Annotated in this window: 14 protein-coding genes and 1 pseudogene; 6 read left to right on the top strand and 9 right to left on the bottom strand. The window is 69.8% G+C overall.

Annotated elements, in window-relative coordinates; translation table 11 throughout:
* Positions 1 to 205: 205 nt before the first annotated feature.
* Positions 206 to 2953, bottom strand: a complete 2748-nt coding sequence (gene ppdK, locus ACIRP2_RS02945) for a pyruvate, phosphate dikinase (RefSeq protein ID WP_404245891.1) — start codon at positions 2951 to 2953, stop codon at positions 206 to 208.
* A 672-nt stretch (positions 2954 to 3625) separates the two neighbouring features.
* Positions 3626 to 4774: a tRNA dihydrouridine synthase DusB gene (gene dusB, locus ACIRP2_RS02940; protein WP_404245889.1), complete on the bottom strand. Its 1149-nt coding sequence runs from the start codon at positions 4772 to 4774 to the stop codon at positions 3626 to 3628.
* 70 nt (positions 4775 to 4844) lie between these two features.
* Here dusB and ACIRP2_RS02935 point away from each other — a divergent pair, with 70 nt between their 5' ends.
* Entirely contained in the window at positions 4845 to 6329 is a 1485-nt protein-coding gene (locus ACIRP2_RS02935; protein WP_404245887.1) for an MFS transporter, read from the top strand.
* Here the strand turns inward: ACIRP2_RS02935 and ACIRP2_RS02930 are convergent.
* A complete protein-coding gene (locus tag ACIRP2_RS02930; RefSeq protein ID WP_404245885.1) occupies positions 6302 to 7213 on the bottom strand; it encodes a helix-turn-helix transcriptional regulator in 912 nt (303 codons plus the stop codon). The two genes, ACIRP2_RS02935 and ACIRP2_RS02930, sit on opposite strands and share 28 nt — an antisense overlap.
* Positions 7214 to 7314: 101 nt before the next feature.
* On the opposite strand from ACIRP2_RS02930, the gene ACIRP2_RS02925 reads away from it, so the two are divergent.
* Complete coding sequence (locus tag ACIRP2_RS02925) at positions 7315 to 8784, top strand: MFS transporter (RefSeq protein WP_404245883.1); 1470 nt, start codon at positions 7315 to 7317, stop codon at positions 8782 to 8784.
* An 89-nt stretch (positions 8785 to 8873) separates the two neighbouring features.
* Here the strand turns inward: ACIRP2_RS02925 and ACIRP2_RS02920 are convergent, their stop codons facing one another.
* From ACIRP2_RS02920 to ACIRP2_RS02910, 3 genes are all read right to left on the bottom strand, one after another.
* A complete protein-coding gene (locus ACIRP2_RS02920) occupies positions 8874 to 9122 on the bottom strand; it encodes a DUF6243 family protein (RefSeq protein WP_404245881.1) in 249 nt (82 codons plus the stop codon).
* 296 nt (positions 9123 to 9418) lie between these two features.
* Positions 9419 to 9622: a hypothetical protein gene (locus ACIRP2_RS02915; RefSeq protein ID WP_404245879.1), complete on the bottom strand. Its 204-nt coding sequence runs from the start codon at positions 9620 to 9622 to the stop codon at positions 9419 to 9421.
* A gap of 116 nt (positions 9623 to 9738) precedes the next feature.
* Positions 9739 to 11121 carry a glycine--tRNA ligase gene (locus ACIRP2_RS02910; RefSeq protein ID WP_351079148.1) on the bottom strand — a complete coding sequence of 461 codons (1383 nt, stop codon included), beginning with the start codon at positions 11119 to 11121 and terminating at the stop codon, positions 9739 to 9741.
* A gap of 211 nt (positions 11122 to 11332) precedes the next feature.
* Here ACIRP2_RS02910 and ACIRP2_RS02905 point away from each other — a divergent pair, with 211 nt between their 5' ends.
* The 4 genes from ACIRP2_RS02905 to ACIRP2_RS02890 all read left to right on the top strand — a co-directional run bounded on the left by ACIRP2_RS02905 (position 11333) and on the right by ACIRP2_RS02890 (position 14500).
* Positions 11333 to 12286 (top strand): metal ABC transporter substrate-binding protein, encoded by a 954-nt coding sequence (locus ACIRP2_RS02905; protein WP_404245877.1) that lies wholly within the window; start codon positions 11333 to 11335, stop codon positions 12284 to 12286.
* A 38-nt stretch (positions 12287 to 12324) separates the two neighbouring features.
* Positions 12325 to 13104: a metal ABC transporter ATP-binding protein gene (locus ACIRP2_RS02900; protein ID WP_404245875.1), complete on the top strand. Its 780-nt coding sequence runs from the start codon at positions 12325 to 12327 to the stop codon at positions 13102 to 13104.
* Between the two features lie 2 nt (positions 13105 to 13106).
* The gene (locus tag ACIRP2_RS02895; protein ID WP_404245873.1) at positions 13107 to 14000 is read left to right on the top strand and encodes a metal ABC transporter permease; all 894 of its coding nucleotides are present in this window, start codon (positions 13107 to 13109) and stop codon (positions 13998 to 14000) included.
* A 65-nt stretch (positions 14001 to 14065) separates the two neighbouring features.
* Positions 14066 to 14500: a Fur family transcriptional regulator gene (locus ACIRP2_RS02890; RefSeq protein ID WP_266361624.1), complete on the top strand. Its 435-nt coding sequence runs from the start codon at positions 14066 to 14068 to the stop codon at positions 14498 to 14500.
* Positions 14501 to 14533: 33 nt separating this feature from the next.
* Here ACIRP2_RS02890 and ACIRP2_RS02885 read toward each other — a convergent pair whose 3' ends face one another.
* From ACIRP2_RS02885 to ACIRP2_RS02875, 3 genes and pseudogenes are all read right to left on the bottom strand, one after another.
* The gene (locus ACIRP2_RS02885) at positions 14534 to 15355 is read right to left on the bottom strand and encodes an isoprenyl transferase (RefSeq protein WP_404245871.1); all 822 of its coding nucleotides are present in this window, start codon (positions 15353 to 15355) and stop codon (positions 14534 to 14536) included.
* Between the two features lie 35 nt (positions 15356 to 15390).
* Entirely contained in the window at positions 15391 to 16137 is a 747-nt protein-coding gene (gene recO / locus ACIRP2_RS02880; RefSeq protein ID WP_376210805.1) for a DNA repair protein RecO, read from the bottom strand.
* A gap of 57 nt (positions 16138 to 16194) precedes the next feature.
* A pseudogene (locus ACIRP2_RS02875) lies at positions 16195 to 16429 on the bottom strand (response regulator transcription factor); the annotation flags it as partial.
* Positions 16430 to 16591: the final 162 nt, after the last annotated feature.

Genomic DNA, 16591 nt, shown 5'->3' with positions numbered 1-16591 from the left:
TGTTTGCATTTTCCCCCAAGTGGCGTTATTCACGTGCGGGGGAGCGCAAAAAAAACACACACCCCCCAACACCCCCTCCCCCAAAACCACCCCCGGGGGGCCCCCCCCGGGGGGGGGGCCCCCCGCCTTCGGTGGTTCCGGGGCCGCCGTGGGCTCGGTGAGGGTACGAGTGAGCCTTCGGCGGCCCCGGGGTCGGGGCGCCGGATCAGCGACTGTCGCTGCCCGTCGAGTCCGCCGCCGCCCGGCCCGCCTCCAGGCGGGCGACGGGGATGCGGAACGGGGAGCAGGACACGTAGTCCAGGCCCACCTCGTGGAAGAAGTGCACCGACTCCGGGTCGCCGCCGTGCTCGCCGCAGACGCCGAGCTTCAGGTCGGGACGGGTGGCCCGGCCGGCCGCGACGGCGCTGCGGACCAGCGAGCCGACGCCGTCCTTGTCGATCGTCTCGAACGGCGACACCCCGAAGATGCCCTTCTCCAGGTACGCCGTGAAGAACGAGGCCTCCACGTCGTCACGGGAGAAGCCCCACACCGTCTGCGTCAGGTCGTTCGTGCCGAACGAGAAGAACTGTGCGGCCTCGGCGATCTGACCGGCGGTCAGCGCGGCACGCGGCAGCTCGATCATGGTGCCGATGGTCAGCTTCAGCCGGGTGCCGGTGGCGGCCTCGACCTGGGCGATGACCTGGTCGGCCTCCTCGCGGACGATCTCCAGCTCCTGGACCGTGCCGACGAGCGGAATCATGATCTCGGCGCGCGGGTCGCCCTTGGCGTTCTTGCGCTCGGCCGCGGCCTCGGCGATCGCCCGGACCTGCATGGCGAACAGGCCGGGGATGACGAGACCGAGACGGACTCCGCGCAGACCGAGCATCGGGTTCTGCTCGTGCAGCTTGTGCACGGCCTGGAGCAGTCGCAGGTCGTTCTCGTTGGCGTCCTTGCGGGACTCGGCGAGCGCGACACGTACCGAGAGCTCGGTGATGTCGGGAAGGAACTCGTGCAGCGGCGGGTCGAGCAGCCGTACGGTGACGGGCAGTCCGTCCATCGCCTCGAACAGCTCGATGAAGTCGGCCTTCTGGAGCGGCAGCAGCTCCTCCAGCGCCGCCTCGCGCTCGGCGTCGGTGTCCGCGAGGATCAGCTTCTCGACCATCTCGCGGCGCTCGCCGAGGAACATGTGCTCGGTACGGCACAGGCCGATGCCCTGGGCGCCGAAGCGGCGGGCCCGCAGCGCGTCCTCGGCGTTGTCGGCGTTGGCCCGCACCCGCAGCCGGCGCACCCGGTCCGCGTACGCCATGATCCGGTGCACGGCGGCGACCAGCTCGTCGGCGTCGTCGGCGCCCGCGTGCATCCGGCCCTCGAAGTACTCGACGACCGGGGACGGCACGACGGGGACCTCACCGAGGTACACCTTGCCGGTGGAGCCGTCGATGGAGACGACGTCACCCTCCTCGACGACCCGGCCGCCCACCGTCATCCGGCGGCGCTTGGTGTCGACTTCGAGGTCCTCGGCGCCGCAGACACAGGTCTTGCCCATGCCGCGGGCGACGACGGCGGCATGCGAGGTCTTGCCGCCGCGCGAGGTCAGGATGCCCTCGGCCGCGATCATGCCGTCGAGGTCGTCGGGGTTGGTCTCGCGGCGGATGAGAATGACCTTCTCGCCGGAGCGGGACCACTTCACCGCGGTGTACGAGTCGAAGACGGCCTTGCCGACCGCGGCACCCGGCGAGGCGGCGATACCGCGACCGAGCAGCTCCGTGTTCGCTTCGTCGTCGAAGCGCGGGAACATCAGCTGCGCCAGTTGCGCCCCGTTGACCCGCTGGAGCGCCTCGGCCTCGTCGATCAGCCCCTGGTCGACAAGCTGGGTGGCGATCCGGAAGGCGGCACCGGCGGTGCGCTTGCCGACCCGGGTCTGGAGCATCCAGAGCCGGCCGCGCTCGATCGTGAACTCGATGTCGCACAGGTCCTTGTAGTGCGTTTCGAGGGTCTCCATGATCTGCATCAGCTGGTCGTACGACTTCTTGTCGATCGACTCCAGCTCGGCGAGCGGCACGGTGTTGCGGATACCGGCGACGACGTCCTCGCCCTGCGCGTTCTGCAGGTAGTCGCCGTAGACGCCCTGGTGGCCGCTGGCCGGGTCACGGGTGAACGCGACACCCGTACCGGAGTCCGGGCCGAGGTTTCCGAAGACCATCGAGCAGACGTTGACGGCCGTTCCGAGGTCGCCCGGGATGCGCTCCTGGCGGCGGTAGAGCTTGGCCCGGTCGGTGTTCCACGAGTCGAAGACGGCCTTTATGGCCAGGTCCATCTGCTCGCGCGGGTCCTGCGGGAAGTCCCGTCCGGCGTCCCGCGAGACGATCTTCTTGAACTGCTTGACCAGCTTCTTCAGGTCGGCCGCGTCGAGGTCCACGTCGACCGTGACGCCCTTGACCTCCTTCGCCGCCTCCAGCGCCTCCTCGAAGAGGTCGCCGTCGACGCCGAGCACGGTCTTGCCGAACATCTGGATGAGACGGCGGTAGGAGTCCCAGGCGAACCGCTCGTCACCGGCCTGGGCGGTGAGGCCGACCACGGACGCGTCGGAGAGGCCGATGTTGAGGACCGTGTCCATCATGCCGGGCATCGAGAACTTGGCGCCGGAGCGGACCGAGACCAGCAGCGGATCGTCCGCCTGGCCGAGCTTCTTGCCCATCCGGGCCTCAAGGGCTTCGAGATGCGCGCTGACCTCGGCCCGAAGCTCCGTCGGCTCCTCACCGCTGTCGAGGTAGACCTTGCACGCCTCGGTGGTGATGGTGAAGCCCGGGGGGACGGGGAGCCCGAGATTGGTCATCTCGGCGAGGTTGGCACCCTTCCCGCCGAGCAGGTCCTTCAGGTCCTTGTTGCCCTCGGTGAAGTCATAGACGAACTTCTGGCCCTGCGGCTCCCGGGAATCCGGGGTGGATACGTGGGAATCTTTGTTTTCCGACACGGGTCTCGACTCCTCGAGGACGCGGTGGCTGCCCTGACGGCGAGGAACATACCCAGATCGAAGGTGCCCTGGTACGTCCACTTGCGCGTCATGAGGCCTCAACCACCCGTCCGCCAGCAGATCGAAAGTGACGGGACCTGTCCCTCGATCGAGGGACTGCATTCATTTCTTGAATGAATGAGCACTCAGCGCAATGAAAAATCCCCACATTGACCACACAGCGCAAAGATGGCATCGATCGATCAAAGTGGAGTCACTTGGCACCGAGTGCCACCATTTGAGAAATGCAGCTCCCAAATTCGCGCTCATCTGAGCAACTCGACTCTCAGGGTGGCGAGAATCACTCTACGATCGGCGCTCAGATGTCACCATCCGGACGCCTGTGCGGCGCTCGGCGGTCACCGAGTGATCATCGAGAGGCAGCTCAGCGTGAGTGAATTCGGCGCACAGCACGCGACGGGAATCCACTTCGGCCGCCACTTGGCTCGATATCGCCGAATCCGGCCGAATATTGCGCTCAGATGAGCGACGTAGATGAAGAGGCACGCGGTGCCTCTGACGCCACGAGTCTCCTCAAGGGGCCCGAGAGGCCCGAGAGGCCCGGAGAACCCGAAGGGCCCGGAAGGGCCCTGGGGCTCTTCCGGGCCCCCGTCGGGCCCCAGCGGCGTCTCCTCAGCCGCCCGAGGTGTCCAGCTCCGCGTCCGCGCTCACTCCCGCGCAGTCGTACGGGTCCTTCAGCCAGCCGTCCGGCAGCACGACCCGGTTGTTGCCCGAGGTGCGCCCGCGCGGCCCGTCCGCTCCGTCCGGCCACGGCTGGTCCAGGTCCAGCTCCCGCAGCTGCCCGCCCAGCTCGTCCAGCGACGAGGTGACCGCCAGCTTCTTGCGCATCTCGGAGCCGACCGAGAAACCCTTGAGGTACCAGGCGACGTGCTTGCGGAAGTCGATCACGCCGCGGGTCTCGTCGCCGATCCACTCCCCCAGCAGCGTCGCGTGCCGCAGCATGACGTCGGCGACCTCGCGGAGCGCCGGCGCCCGCCGCGTCTGCGTACCCTCGAACGCGCTCACCAGGTCGCCGAAGAGCCAGGGGCGGCCCAGGCAGCCGCGCCCCACGACCACTCCGTCGCAACCCGTCTCGCGCATCATCCGACGGGCGTCGTCCGCGCTCCAGATGTCGCCGTTGCCGAGGACGGGGATCTCCGGGACGTGCTCCTTGAGCCGCGCGATGGCGTCCCAGTCGGCGGTGCCGCCGTAGTGCTGCGCGGCCGTCCTGCCGTGCAGGGCGACGGCCGTGACGCCTTCCTCCACGGCGATCCGGCCCGCGTCGAGGTAGGTGGTGTGGTCGTCGTCGATGCCCTTGCGCATCTTGATGGTGACCGGCAGCCCGCCGGCGTTGGAGACCGCCTGGTTGAGGATGGCGCGCAGCAGGGGCCGCTTGTACGGGAGCGCCGAGCCGCCGCCCTTGCGCGTCACCTTGGGGACCGGGCAGCCGAAGTTCAGGTCGATGTGGTCGGCGAGATCCTCGTCGACGATCATGCGGACGGCCTTGCCGACCGTGACCGGGTCCACGCCGTACAGCTGGATCGATCGCGGGGTCTCGCTCGCGTCGAAGTGGATGAGCTGCATGGTCTTCTCGTTGCGCTCGACCAGCGCGCGCGTGGTGATCATCTCGCTGACGAACAGCCCCTTGCCGCCGGAGAACTCCCGGCACAGGGTGCGGAACGGGGCGTTGGTGATGCCGGCCATGGGCGCGAGCACCACCGGCGGCTGCACCGTGTGCGGGCCGATCCGGAGCAACGGGGGCGAGGGGGCGAGCGTGGTCATTGCTCCATTGTCGCGTACGGCACGGAGCGGCCCGTCGGCAGAGTTCGTTAGTTAACCGTACTATCCGTGTATGCCCGAGCTGAGCCCCCGCCGACGGCAGCTGGTACTGGCGATCTGCTGTATGAGCCTGCTGATCGTCAGCCTCGACAACACCGTCCTCAATGTCGCCCTGCCGTCCATGCAGAAGGAACTGCACGCCACCGTGGCGGGCATGCAGTGGACGATCGACGCCTACACCCTCGTCCTCGCGTCGCTGCTGATGCTCGCGGGCTCCACCGCCGACCGGATCGGGCGCCGGAAGATCTTCAAGATCGGGCTCGTCCTCTTCACCCTCGGCTCGGTCCTCTGCTCCCTGGCGCCGAACCTCGAGTCGCTGGTGGCGTTCCGGATGGTGCAGGCGGTGGGCGGCTCGATGCTGAATCCCGTCGCGATGTCGATCATCACCAACACCTTCACCGACCCGCGCGAGCGGGCCCGTGCCATCGGGGTGTGGGGTGGTGTCGTCGGCATCTCCATGGCGGCGGGTCCGGTGATCGGCGGCCTGCTGGTGGACTCGGTCGGCTGGCGGTCGATCTTCTGGATCAATCTGCCGGTCGGTCTCGTCGCGCTGCTGCTCACCTGGCGGTACGTCCCCGAGTCGCGCGCCCCGAAGCCGCGCCGTCCCGACCCCGTGGGACAGCTGCTGGTGATCGCGCTGCTCGGTTCGCTGACGTACGCGATCATCGAGGCGCCCTCGGCTGGCTGGGCCTCGCCGCGCATCCTGACGTTCGCCGCGCTCGCCGCCTGCGCGGTCGTCGGACTCCTGCTGTACGAGCCCCGGCGCGCCGAGCCCCTCATCGATCTGCGGTTCTTCCACAGCGCCCCGTTCAGCGGGGCCACCGCCATAGCGGTCTGCGCGTTCGCCGCGCTGAGCGGGTTCCTCTTCCTCAACACGCTGTATCTGCAGAACGTGCGCGGTCTGAGCGCGCTGCACGCCGGTCTGTACATGCTCCCGATGGCGGCCCTGACCTTTGTCTGCGCACCCCTGTCCGGGCGGCTGGTCGGCAGCCGGGGGCCGCGGCTGCCACTGCTCGTCGCGGGAGTGACCATGACGGCGTGCGGGCTGCTGTTCGCCGCGTTCGACGCGGAGACGGACGACGTCCTGCTGTTCACCGGCTATGTGCTGTTCGGCCTCGGCTTCGGCATGGTGAACGCCCCGATCACCAATACGGCCGTCTCCGGGATGCCCCGCTCGCAGGCCGGTGTGGCGGCGGCGGTCGCCTCGACCAGCCGACAGGTCGGCGGAACGCTCGGGGTCGCCGTGATCGGTGCGGTGCTGGCGGCCGGCGTGGCCGGCACCGGGTCCCCGCGGGGCGCCGCGTACGCGGCGGCCTTCGTGGACGCGAGCAAGCCCGCCTGGTGGGTCCTCACGGGCTGCGGGGTGTGCGTCCTGCTGGTGGGGGCACTGACCAGTGGGCGCTGGGCGCGGGAGACGGCACGTCGCACGGCGGAGCGGCTGGAGACGCCGGCGGATGCCCCGGTCGGGGATCAGACCTCGGCGGGCTCCAGGGCCTGAAGCCGCCGCAGCCGCTGCGCGGTCTCGTCGTCGGCGGGGGTGTACGTCACCATGCGGGGCCCGGACGAGGGGCCGAGCCACAGGTCGGTGTGGTCGAGGCGGAGCAGTCCGACATGGGCGTTGCGGAAGATTTTGGTCCGGCCGCCGGGGCCCACCACTTCGTGCCGCGCCCAGAGCTCGCGGAACTCCGGTGAGACCGCCTCGAGCCGGCCGAGGAGCGCCTTCCACGCGGGCTCGGCCAGATGTCCGGCCATCGACCTGCGGAACTTGGCGGCCATGACCCGGTTCATCTCCGGGAGATCGACGACGGCGGCGCGCCACTGCGGGTTGGTGTAGGAGAGGATCATGCAGTTGCGGTCGTCGGGGTCGACGGCGTCCAGGTCGCAGAGCAGCCGCCCGTAGGTCCGGTTGTACGCGAGGATGTCGTAGCGGCTGTTCTGGATGCAGGCCGGAATGGGGTCCAGCTGCCTCAGCATCTCGCGCAGCGCCGGGGTGATGCTCGGGCAGTCCGCGCCGGGCGACGGGTCGACGGCGCCGGCGAGCGAGAAGAGATGGCCGCGCTCGGTGCGGTCGAGCAGCAGGGCGCGGGCGAGCGCGTCGAGGACCTGGGGCGAGACCTGGATGTCGCGGGCCTGCTCCAGCCAGGTGTACCAGGTGACACCGACCGCGGAGAGCTGGGCGACCTCCTCACGCCGCAGGCCGGGGGTCCGCCGCCGCGGACCGCGGGGCAGACCGACCTGCTCAGGGGTGATCCGCTCACGGCGGCTGCGCAGGAAGTCCGCGAGTTCGTGCCGCCGGACGTCGGGCTCGGAGGGCTCGGGCCTCCGGGGAGCCGGCGCCCCGGACATCAGTACGTCGGGCGACTCGCTCGCCATGGTCGTCATACCTCCAGCGTGCCGAACGGCCCGGCGCTCTGCCAGGTGCTGCTGGTACCAGGATAAAGACACTCTGGTACCAGGCTGGGATGGTGGCGATTCTCGATGGCGTGAGTGAATCAACTGTACGGACGGAAGTATCCGCCACCACCGTCCGAGTGGTGCGGCACGACCACCCCGCTCCGGTGCTCGGCGCACTCGGGCTGTTCACCGTGCTGCTCGGCGCAGCACTGCCGCTGATCGACTTCTTCATCGTGAATGTCGCCCTGCCGACGATCGACCACGATCTGAACGCGGGCCCCGCGCTGCTCGAACTGGTCGTCGCGGGCTACGGGCTCGCCTATGCCGTGCTGCTCGTGCTCGGCGGACGGCTCGGCGACACGGCCGGACGGCGCCGGCTCTTCCTGCTGGGGATCGCAGCCTTCGGCATCACCTCGCTCGCCTGCGGGCTCGCCCCGGACGCCTGGACACTCGTCGGGGCACGGGTGGCGCAGGGCGCGGCGGCGGCGCTGATGCTGCCGCAGGTGCTCGCCACCATTCAGGCGGCCACGTCCGGGCACCGGCGGGCGAGGGCGTTGAGCCTGTACGGGGCGACGGCCGGGCTCTCCATGGTCGCGGGCCAGATCCTCGGCGGTGTGCTCGTCGCCGCCGCCCCGCTGTCGTCGGTGTTCGGCGAGAGCGCGGGCTGGCGCTCGGTGTTCCTGGTGAACGTTCCGGTGGCGGCGGTGGGGCTGGTGCTGGCCGCCCGCGCCGTGCCGGAGACCCGTTCCGACAAGCCCGCGCCGATCGACGTACCGGGGACACTGCTGCTGACCGTGTCGCTGCTGACGCTGCTGGCTCCGCTGACGGAGGGGCGCGCCGCGGGCTGGCCGGTGTGGACCTGGGTCTCGCTGGCCCTGTTCCCGTTCGCCGCGTACGCCTTCTACCGGGTCGAGCGGCTGGCCGACCGGCTCGGGCAGACCCCGCTGGTGCCGCCGAGCCTGCTGCGGCTGGAGTCGTTGCGGCGCGGGCTGGCGCTGGTGGTGCCCTTCTCGATCGGTTTCGGCGGCTTCATGTTCGTGATCGCGGTGGCGCTGCAGCAGGGGCTGAAGCTCGGCCCGGCGGCCTCGGGTCTGTCGATGGCCCCGATGGCGGTGGCCTTCTTCGTGGCGTCCCTGGCGGGCCCACGACTGATCCTGCGGTACGGCAGCCGGGTCGTGACGGCGGGCGGGGTGATCCAGGCGGTGGGCGTCCTGGTGCTCGTGTTCACCGTGTGGCAGCGATGGTCGGGCCTCGGCGTGCTGGGGCTGATGCCGGGCGTCGCGATCGCGGGGCTCGGACAGGGGCTGCAACTGCCCGTCCTGTTCCGCATCGTGCTCTCCGACGTACCGGCCGCGCGAGCCGGTGTGGGCGGCGGGGTGATGACGACCACTCAGCAGGCCGCCCTGGCCCTGGGCGTGGCCACGCTCGGCACGCTGTTCCTCTCCCTGGCCCCGGGCTCCGGGATGCGGGACGCGCTGGCCACGACGCTGCTGGTGCAACTGGCCGCGGTGGTCCTGACGACGCTGCTGAGCCTGCGGCTGCCGCGCAGAGTGGCGTGAGCACGGGGGCGCCGGCGCACGGACACGGGCGGGGGCCCGGATCACTTCTGGTGATCCGGGCCCCCGGTCGTACGGATGTCGATGAGGTGTCAGCTCTGTGCCGAGGCGTCCTGCCCGGACCCGCTCGACGGCGCGGAGTCGTCCGACGACGGCCCGGTCTGCGCGGAGGCCGCTCCCGACTGCGCGCGCTCACGCATCTTGCGCAGCAGCTCCTGCTTCTGGCCGGCGGCGGTCCTGCGGTCGGCATCGCGGGCAGGGCCCACGCCCTGCTGATCGGCGCGGGACAGCTTCTTGCGCTGTCCGCCCACACCGAGGAGGTTGTTACGGCTCTTGGCCATGGTGTTCTCCCATTCTTGGTCGGAAGTGAGGTCTGAAGCGACCTGGAATCGATCCGATGGGCGGCGGGTGGTTCAACCCGCCGCGCGCTCACTCGTAGATCTGGAAGAACGAATACATGCCGGAACCGTACCCCGGCCGGACCGGGCCGGGCACCCGATTTTCCGCGCGCCCGGGCAGGGTCCCGCCGTCACCGCCGAGTTCACCGGCGCGCCGGCCCCCTGCGGCCCGGCCCGTGCGCCCGACGGCTCCACGGAGACGACCTCGCGCGTGACGGCGCCGGGTGCGGACGGTCCGCTCAGGCGGTCGGGTCGACCGTCGCCCGATGGGCCTCGGCGAGATGTTCCCCGGCCTTGAGCCAGGGCAGGAACTGCACCGCCTTGCGCCAGCCGCAGGTGTCGCAGCTCAACTGCCGCTGCATCCCCGACTTCGTCACGTGGACGACGTGTTCACGGCCGTGCTGATCCCATCTGCTGACCTTGCTCGTGGTCATGGACGGCATCGGAGCCTCCTGTGGACGCGTGGGCGCGCGGACGCGACGCTCGGCGTGGACAGTGTGCAACGAAGCCCCCGGTTCCGTACGGGGAACCGGGGGCTTCGTCGTCGAACCGTGGTGCGTCAGCAGCCCAGCAGCCGGGCGCCGAGGTAGGCCTGGATCTGGTCCAGGGAGACGCGCTCCTGCTTCATGGTGTCGCGCTCGCGCACGGTGACCGCGTTGTCGTCGAGCGTGTCGAAGTCGACGGTGACGCAGAACGGCGTACCGATCTCGTCCTGACGACGGTAGCGGCGGCCGATGGCACCCGCGTCGTCGAACTCGATGTTCCAGTTCTTCCGCAGGTCGGTGGCGAGGCCCTTGGCCTTCGGCGACAGCTGCGGGTTGCGGGACAGCGGCAGGACGGCGACCTTGACCGGCGCGAGGCGCGGGTCGAGACGCATCACGGTGCGCTTCTCCATGACGCCCTTGGCGTTGGGCGCCTCGTCCTCGATGTACGCGTCGAGGAGGAAGGCGAGCATCGCGCGGCCGACACCGGCCGCCGGCTCGATGACGTAGGGGGTCCAGCGCTCGCCGGCCTCCTGGTCGAAGAAGGACAGATCCGTGCCCGAGGCCTTGGAGTGCGCCTTGAGGTCGTAGTCCGTGCGGTTGGCGACACCCTCCAGCTCGCCCCACTCACTGCCGCCGAAGCGGAAGCGGTACTCGATGTCCGCCGTGCGCTTGGAGTAGTGGGAGAGCTTCTCCTTCGGGTGCTCGTACCAGCGCATGTTCTCCTCGCGCATGCCCAGGTCCGTGTACCAGTTCCAGCGCTGGTCCATCCAGTACTGCTGCCACTCCTCGTCCTCGCCCGGCTTGACGAAGAACTCCATCTCCATCTGCTCGAACTCGCGGGTGCGGAAGATGAAGTTGCCCGGAGTGATCTCGTTGCGGAAGGACTTGCCCATCTGGGCGATGCCGAACGGCGGCTTCTTGCGCGAGGTCTGCTGCACCTGGCCGAAGTTGGTGAAGATGCCTTGGGCGGTCTCGGGACGCAGATAGGCGACCGAGCCGGAGTCCTGGGTCGGGCCGAGGTGGGTGGAGAGCAGGCCCGAGAACTGCTTGGGCTCGGTGAAGGTGCCCTTGTTGCCGCAGTTGGGGCAGTTGAGCTCGGCCAGGCCGTTCGCGGGCGCGTGGCCGTGCTTCTCCTCGTACGCCTCCTCCAGGTGGTCGGCGCGGAAGCGCTTGTGGCAGGAGGTGCACTCGGTCAGCGGGTCGGTGAACGTGGCGACGTGGCCGGAGGCCACCCACACCTCGGGGGCCAGGATGACCGACGAGTCGAGACCGACCACGTCCTCGCGCGAGGTGACCATGTAGCGCCACCACTGGCGCTTGAGGTTCTCCTTCATCTCCACGCCCAGCGGCCCGTAGTCCCAGGCGGCGCGCTGACCACCGTAGATCTCACTGCAGGGATAGACGAAGCCACGGCGCTTGCTCAGGCTGACGATGGAGTCGATCTTGTCGGCGGCCACGGTGCTCTCTTCATTACGACGACGGAACTGGACAAGGGTGGCGCGAAGCGCCTCGTGGGGGGGGGTGGTGGTCGGGAAGACGGGCGGGCGAATGCTTCAGATTACCGGCGGGCACGCCCCTTCGATCAAATCGGTACCGGCGCGGACGGTCGAGCGGTCACCTCATCAGGCTTGTTGACAATCGTTTCCAATTTTGTTGAAAATGACTGTCATGAACGTAAGCCGCCTCATACCCACCGCCGCCGTCGCCGGAGCAGCCGTCCTCGGCCTCACGGCGCTCACCGCCTGCTCCGGCTCGAATGCCGCCGATCACAAGAACGGCGACAAGCTGAACGTGGTGGCCTCGTTCTATCCGATGCAGTTCCTGGCCGAGCAGATCGGCGGGAAGCACGTCTCCGTCACCACGCTGACCAAGCCGGGCGTCGAGCCGCACGATCTGGAGCTCACCCCGCGGCAGATCGGCGGACTCGGTGACGCCGACTACGTCCTCTACCTCAAGGGCATCCAGCCCGCCGTCGACGACGCCATCAAGCAGTCCGGCGCGAAGGACGTCGTCGACGCCTCCGAGCTCACCACGCTGGAGGACCACGGCACCGAGACCGGAGCCGACGAACACGGTCATGAGCACCATGGCGACGAGGCCGGAGCCGACCCCCACATCTGGCTCGACCCCGTGAAGTACGCCGAGGTCGCCAAGGGCGTCGGGAAGTCGCTGGAGAAGACCGACCCGGACCACGCCGCGGACTACCGCAAGAACACGGACGCGCTGGTCACCAGGCTCGACGGCCTGAACACCGCGTACGCGAACGGTCTGAGGAACACCGCGACCAAGACCTTCATCACCACCCACTCCGCCTTCGGATACCTGGCCGAACGCTACGGTCTGACCCAGGAGGGCATCGCCGGCATCGACCCCGAGGCCGAGCCGAGCCCCGCCCGGATCGACGAGATCCACACCATCGCGGAGAAGAACAAGGTCAGCACCGTATTCTTCGAGACGCTCGCCAGCGACAAGACCGCGAAGACCCTCGCCAAGGACACCGGGCTGAGGACCGACGTCCTGGACCCGCTGGAGGGAATCACGGACAAGTCCAAGGGCGCTGACTACATCGAGGTCATGCAGTCCAACCTCGCCGCCCTGCAGAAGGCGCTCGGCGCGAAGTGATCCACGCAACACCAGCCACAGCAGCATCGGAGGCGCTCATGCCCGAGTCCGGGAGCACGACCGAGCCCGTCATAGCCCTGCGGGGCGCCACGGCCGCACTCGGCGCGCGTGTGGTGCTGCGCGGCATCGACCTGACCGTCCACCGCGGCGAGGTCGTCGCCCTGCTCGGCGCCAACGGCTCGGGCAAGTCGACCGCCGTACGCTCCGTCATCGGCCAGGTGCCGCTCTCCGGTGGTTCCGTCGAGCTGTTCGGCACCCCGCTGCGCCGCTTCCGCACCTGGGCGCGTGTCGGTTACGTCCCCCAGCGCACCACGGCGGCCGGCGGCGTCCCCGCCACCATCCGTGAGGTCGTCTCCTCCGGGCGGCTGTCCCGTACGAAGCTGGGGCTGCTGCGCAAGGCCGACCGGGCCGCCGTCGACCGGGCCATCGAGCTCGTCGGCCTCGCCGACCGGGCCAAGGACTCGGTGGACGCGCTCTCCGGCGGGCAGCACCAGAGGGTGCTGATCGCGCGGGCGCTGGCCGCCGAACCGGAGCTGCTGATCATGGACGAGCCGATGGCCGGCGTCGACCTGGCCAGCCAGGAGATCCTCGCGTCGACGCTCCGGGAGCAGGTCGCGGCCGGCACCACGGTGCTGCTCGTCCTGCACGAGCTCGGCCCGCTGGAGCCGCTCATCGACCGCGCGATCGTGCTGCGCGACGGCTGTGTGATGCACGACGGGCCGCCCCCGAAGGCGCTGGGCCAGCACGCCCTGCCCGGACACGACCATGTACACCCCCACGCGGCCTCCGAGCCCGTCCGGACCGGACTGCTGAGCTGATCATGGAATTCCTCGACCCTCCCTTCATGCAGCGGGCCCTGCTCGCCGCCGTACTGGTCGGCGTCATCGCCCCCGCCGTCGGCGTCTACCTCGTCCAGCGCCGCCAGGCCCTGATGGGGGACGGCATCGGTCATATCGCGATGACCGGCGTCGGCCTCGGTTTCCTGCTCTCCACCAGCCCGGTGTGGATGGCCACGGCGGTCGCCGTCCTCGGCGCCGTCGCGATGGAGCTGATCCGCTGGTACGGGCGCACCCGCGGCGACATCGCGCTGGCCATGCTGTTCTACGGCGGCATGGCGGGCGGTGTCCTGCTGATCAATCTCTCCGACACCGGCTCCAACGCCAACCTCACCTCGTACCTCTTCGGCTCTTTGTCCACGGTCTCCACCGAGGACGTCACCGCGATCTGCCTGCTGGCCGCCTTCGTGCTGCTGGTGACGCTGGGGCTGCGCAGGCAGCTCTTCGCCGTCAGCCAGGACGAGGAGTTCGCCCGGGTCACCGGCCTGCCGGTGCGCGCACTGAACCTGCTGGTCGCCGTGACGGCGGCGGTGACCGTCACCGTGGCGATGCGGGTCGTCGGGCTGCTGCTGGTCAGCGCGCTGATGGTGGTCCCGGTCGCGGCGGCGCAGCAGATCTCCAGGTCCTTCAAGGTGACGTTCGTGCTGTCGGTCGTCATCGGTACGGCGGTGACCCTGGCGGGCACCGTGACCTCGTACTACCAGGACGTCCCGCCCGGCGCGACGATCGTGCTGCTGGCCATCGTGGCCTTCGTCGGCCTGACGCTGCTCGCGACCCCGCTGGCCAGAAGGCGCGCCCGGCAGAGCGAAGCGGCGTTCGGGGAGTGCACTCTTGAGGTACCGGCCTCCCGTTCGGCCACGGACGAACTCCGGGTTTGACCGTGACGCCCGGACGGGCTGGCACAATGGCCCGACACAGGTACGGGCGACACGAGGAGGCTGCTGTGGCGACGGCGCCGATCAGTGGAACGAACGCGGCCCCGGTACGCGGCCGGTCGACCCGGCAGCGGGCGGCGGTGGCGGCGGCGCTCGACGAGGTGGACGAGTTCCGCAGCGCCCAGGAGCTGCACGACGTGCTCAAGCACCGCGGCGACTCGGTCGGGCTGACCACCGTCTACCGCACCCTTCAGTCCCTCGCCGACGCGGGCGAGGTCGATGTGCTGCGCACGACGGACGGCGAGTCCGTGTACCGGCGCTGCTCGACCGGGGATCACCACCACCACCTGGTGTGCCGGATGTGCGGCAAGGCCGTGGAGGTCGAGGGGCCCGCGGTGGAGCAGTGGGCGGAGACGATCGCCGCACAGCACGGGTATGTGAACGTGGCGCACACGGTGGAGATCTTCGGAACGTGCGCGGAGTGCGCGAGCGCGAAGGGCTGACGGTCCGGGGGCGTGCCCCCGGACCCCCCTTCCTCAGCCCTTCGGCTCCTGAGCCGCTTCCACCGCGCCGCCGAACCGCCGGTCCCGCTGGGCGTACTCCAGGCAGGCCCGCCACAGGTCGCGGCGGTCGAAGTCCGGCCAGAGCACGTCCTGGAAGACCATTTCGGCGTAGGCGCTCTGCCAGATCAGGTAGTTGGACGTGCGCTGCTCACCGCTGGGGCGGACGAAGAGGTCGACGTCCGGCATGTCCGGGTAGTAGATGTACTTCGCGAACGTCTTCTCATTGACCTTCGACGGGTCCAGCTTCCCGGCCGCGACGTCCTGCGCGAGGCGCTGCGCGGCGTCGGCGATCTCGGCCCGGCCACCGTAGTTGACGCAGAAGTACAACGTCATCCTGTCGTTGTCCTTCGTCTGCTCCTGGGCGACCTGGAGCTCCTGGACGACGGACTTCCACAGCTTGGGCATGCGCCCCACCCAGCGGATGCGGATGCCCAGTTCGTCCATCTCGTCACGGCGGCGGCGGATGACGTCCCGGTTGAAGTTCATCAGGAACTTCACTTCCTCCGGGGACCGCTTCCAGTTCTCGGTGGAGAACGCGTACAGCGAGAGGTTCTTGACGCCCATCTCGATGCAGCCCTTGAGGACGTCCATGACGACACCCTCGCCGACCTTGTGGCCCTCGGTGCGCGGGAGGCCGCGTTCCTTGGCCCAGCGGCCGTTGCCGTCCATCACGACGGCGATGTGCTTGGGCACCAGCTCGCCGGGGATCTTCGGGGGCGTGGCTCCGGAGGGGTGCGGCTCCGGGGTCTTGTAGTCGCGCCGGTTACGGCCGCCGAGCATCCCGCGTACTGCCATGAACTGTCTCGCTCCCTCTGCCTGATCTGCCTGTGTCACTTCTCTACGTACCTCAGTGAGCGCAGTCCGCGCTCCAGATGCCAGTGCAGATAGGCGGACACCAGTCCGCTCCCCTCCCTGGCATGACGCGCCTCGCACGCGTCCGCAGTCTCCCAGTCGCCGGTGAGCAGCGCGCTCAACAGGGTGACGGCCTCAGCCGAGGGTACGACGCTGCCGGGTACCCGGCAGTCCCCGCATATGACGCCGCCCGCCGCGACGGAGAAGAACCGGTTCGGTCCGGGCATTCCGCACTTCGCGCAGTCCTCGAAGCTGGGTGCGTAGCCGTTGACGGCGAGCGACCGCAGCAGGAAGGCGTCGAGGATGAGATGCGGCTCGTGTTCGCCGCGGGCGAGGGTGCGCAGTCCCCCGACGAGCAGCAGGTACTGCTGGACCGCGGGCTCGCCCTCGTGGTCGGTGAACCGCTCGGCGGTCTCCAGCATCGCGGTGCCCGCGGTGTAGCGGGCGTAGTCGGTGACGATGCCGCCGCCGTACGGGGCGATCGTCTCGCTCTGGGTGCAGAGCGGCAGGCCGCGGCCGACCAGCTCGCTGCCCCGGGCGAAGAACTGCACGTCCACGTGGGAGAAGGGTTCCAGCCGTGCCCCGAACTTGGACTTCGTGCGCCGCACGCCGCGGGCGACGGCCCGCACCCGGCCGTGGCCGCGGGTCAGGATCGTGATGATCCGGTCGGCCTCGCCCAGCTTCTGCGTGCGCAGCACCACGCCGTCGTCCCGGAACAAGCTCATGCGTCCATTGTCCGGTACGGGGACGGCTCATCGGGCCCGCCCCCGGGCAGGGGCCGCCTACTCCCCGTCCGGCCCGCCCGCGGCAGGTACGACCAGGCCCGATCCGTACGCGACGATCACCAGCTGGGCCCGGTCGCGGGCGCCGACCTTGCCCATGATCCGACTGACATGGGTCTTCGCGGTGAGCGGGCTGAGGCCGAGGGTCTGTGCGATCTCCGCGTTGTTCAACCCCCCGCCCGACCAGGCGGAGCACCTGGCGCTCCCGTTCGGACAGGCGGTCCGGGCCGCCGGGCGCTCCCGCGGGCGGGGTACGGGGGGTCCGCCGATGCCGAGCGAGGCGCCCCACACGGCGACGACGGCGACGACGAGCCGGCCCGCCAGCGGGCCGACGAGCGCGATCGCGGCGACCCACAGGGCGAGGACCGCCCAGGGCAGCACGCGCCGCCCGTTGCGC

Source organism: Streptomyces sp. NPDC101194 (assembly GCF_044767885.1).
In the GTDB taxonomy this organism is placed as follows: Bacteria; Actinomycetota; Actinomycetes; order Streptomycetales; family Streptomycetaceae; genus Streptomyces.
This window is presented reverse-complemented; position numbering and strand designations above follow the sequence as displayed.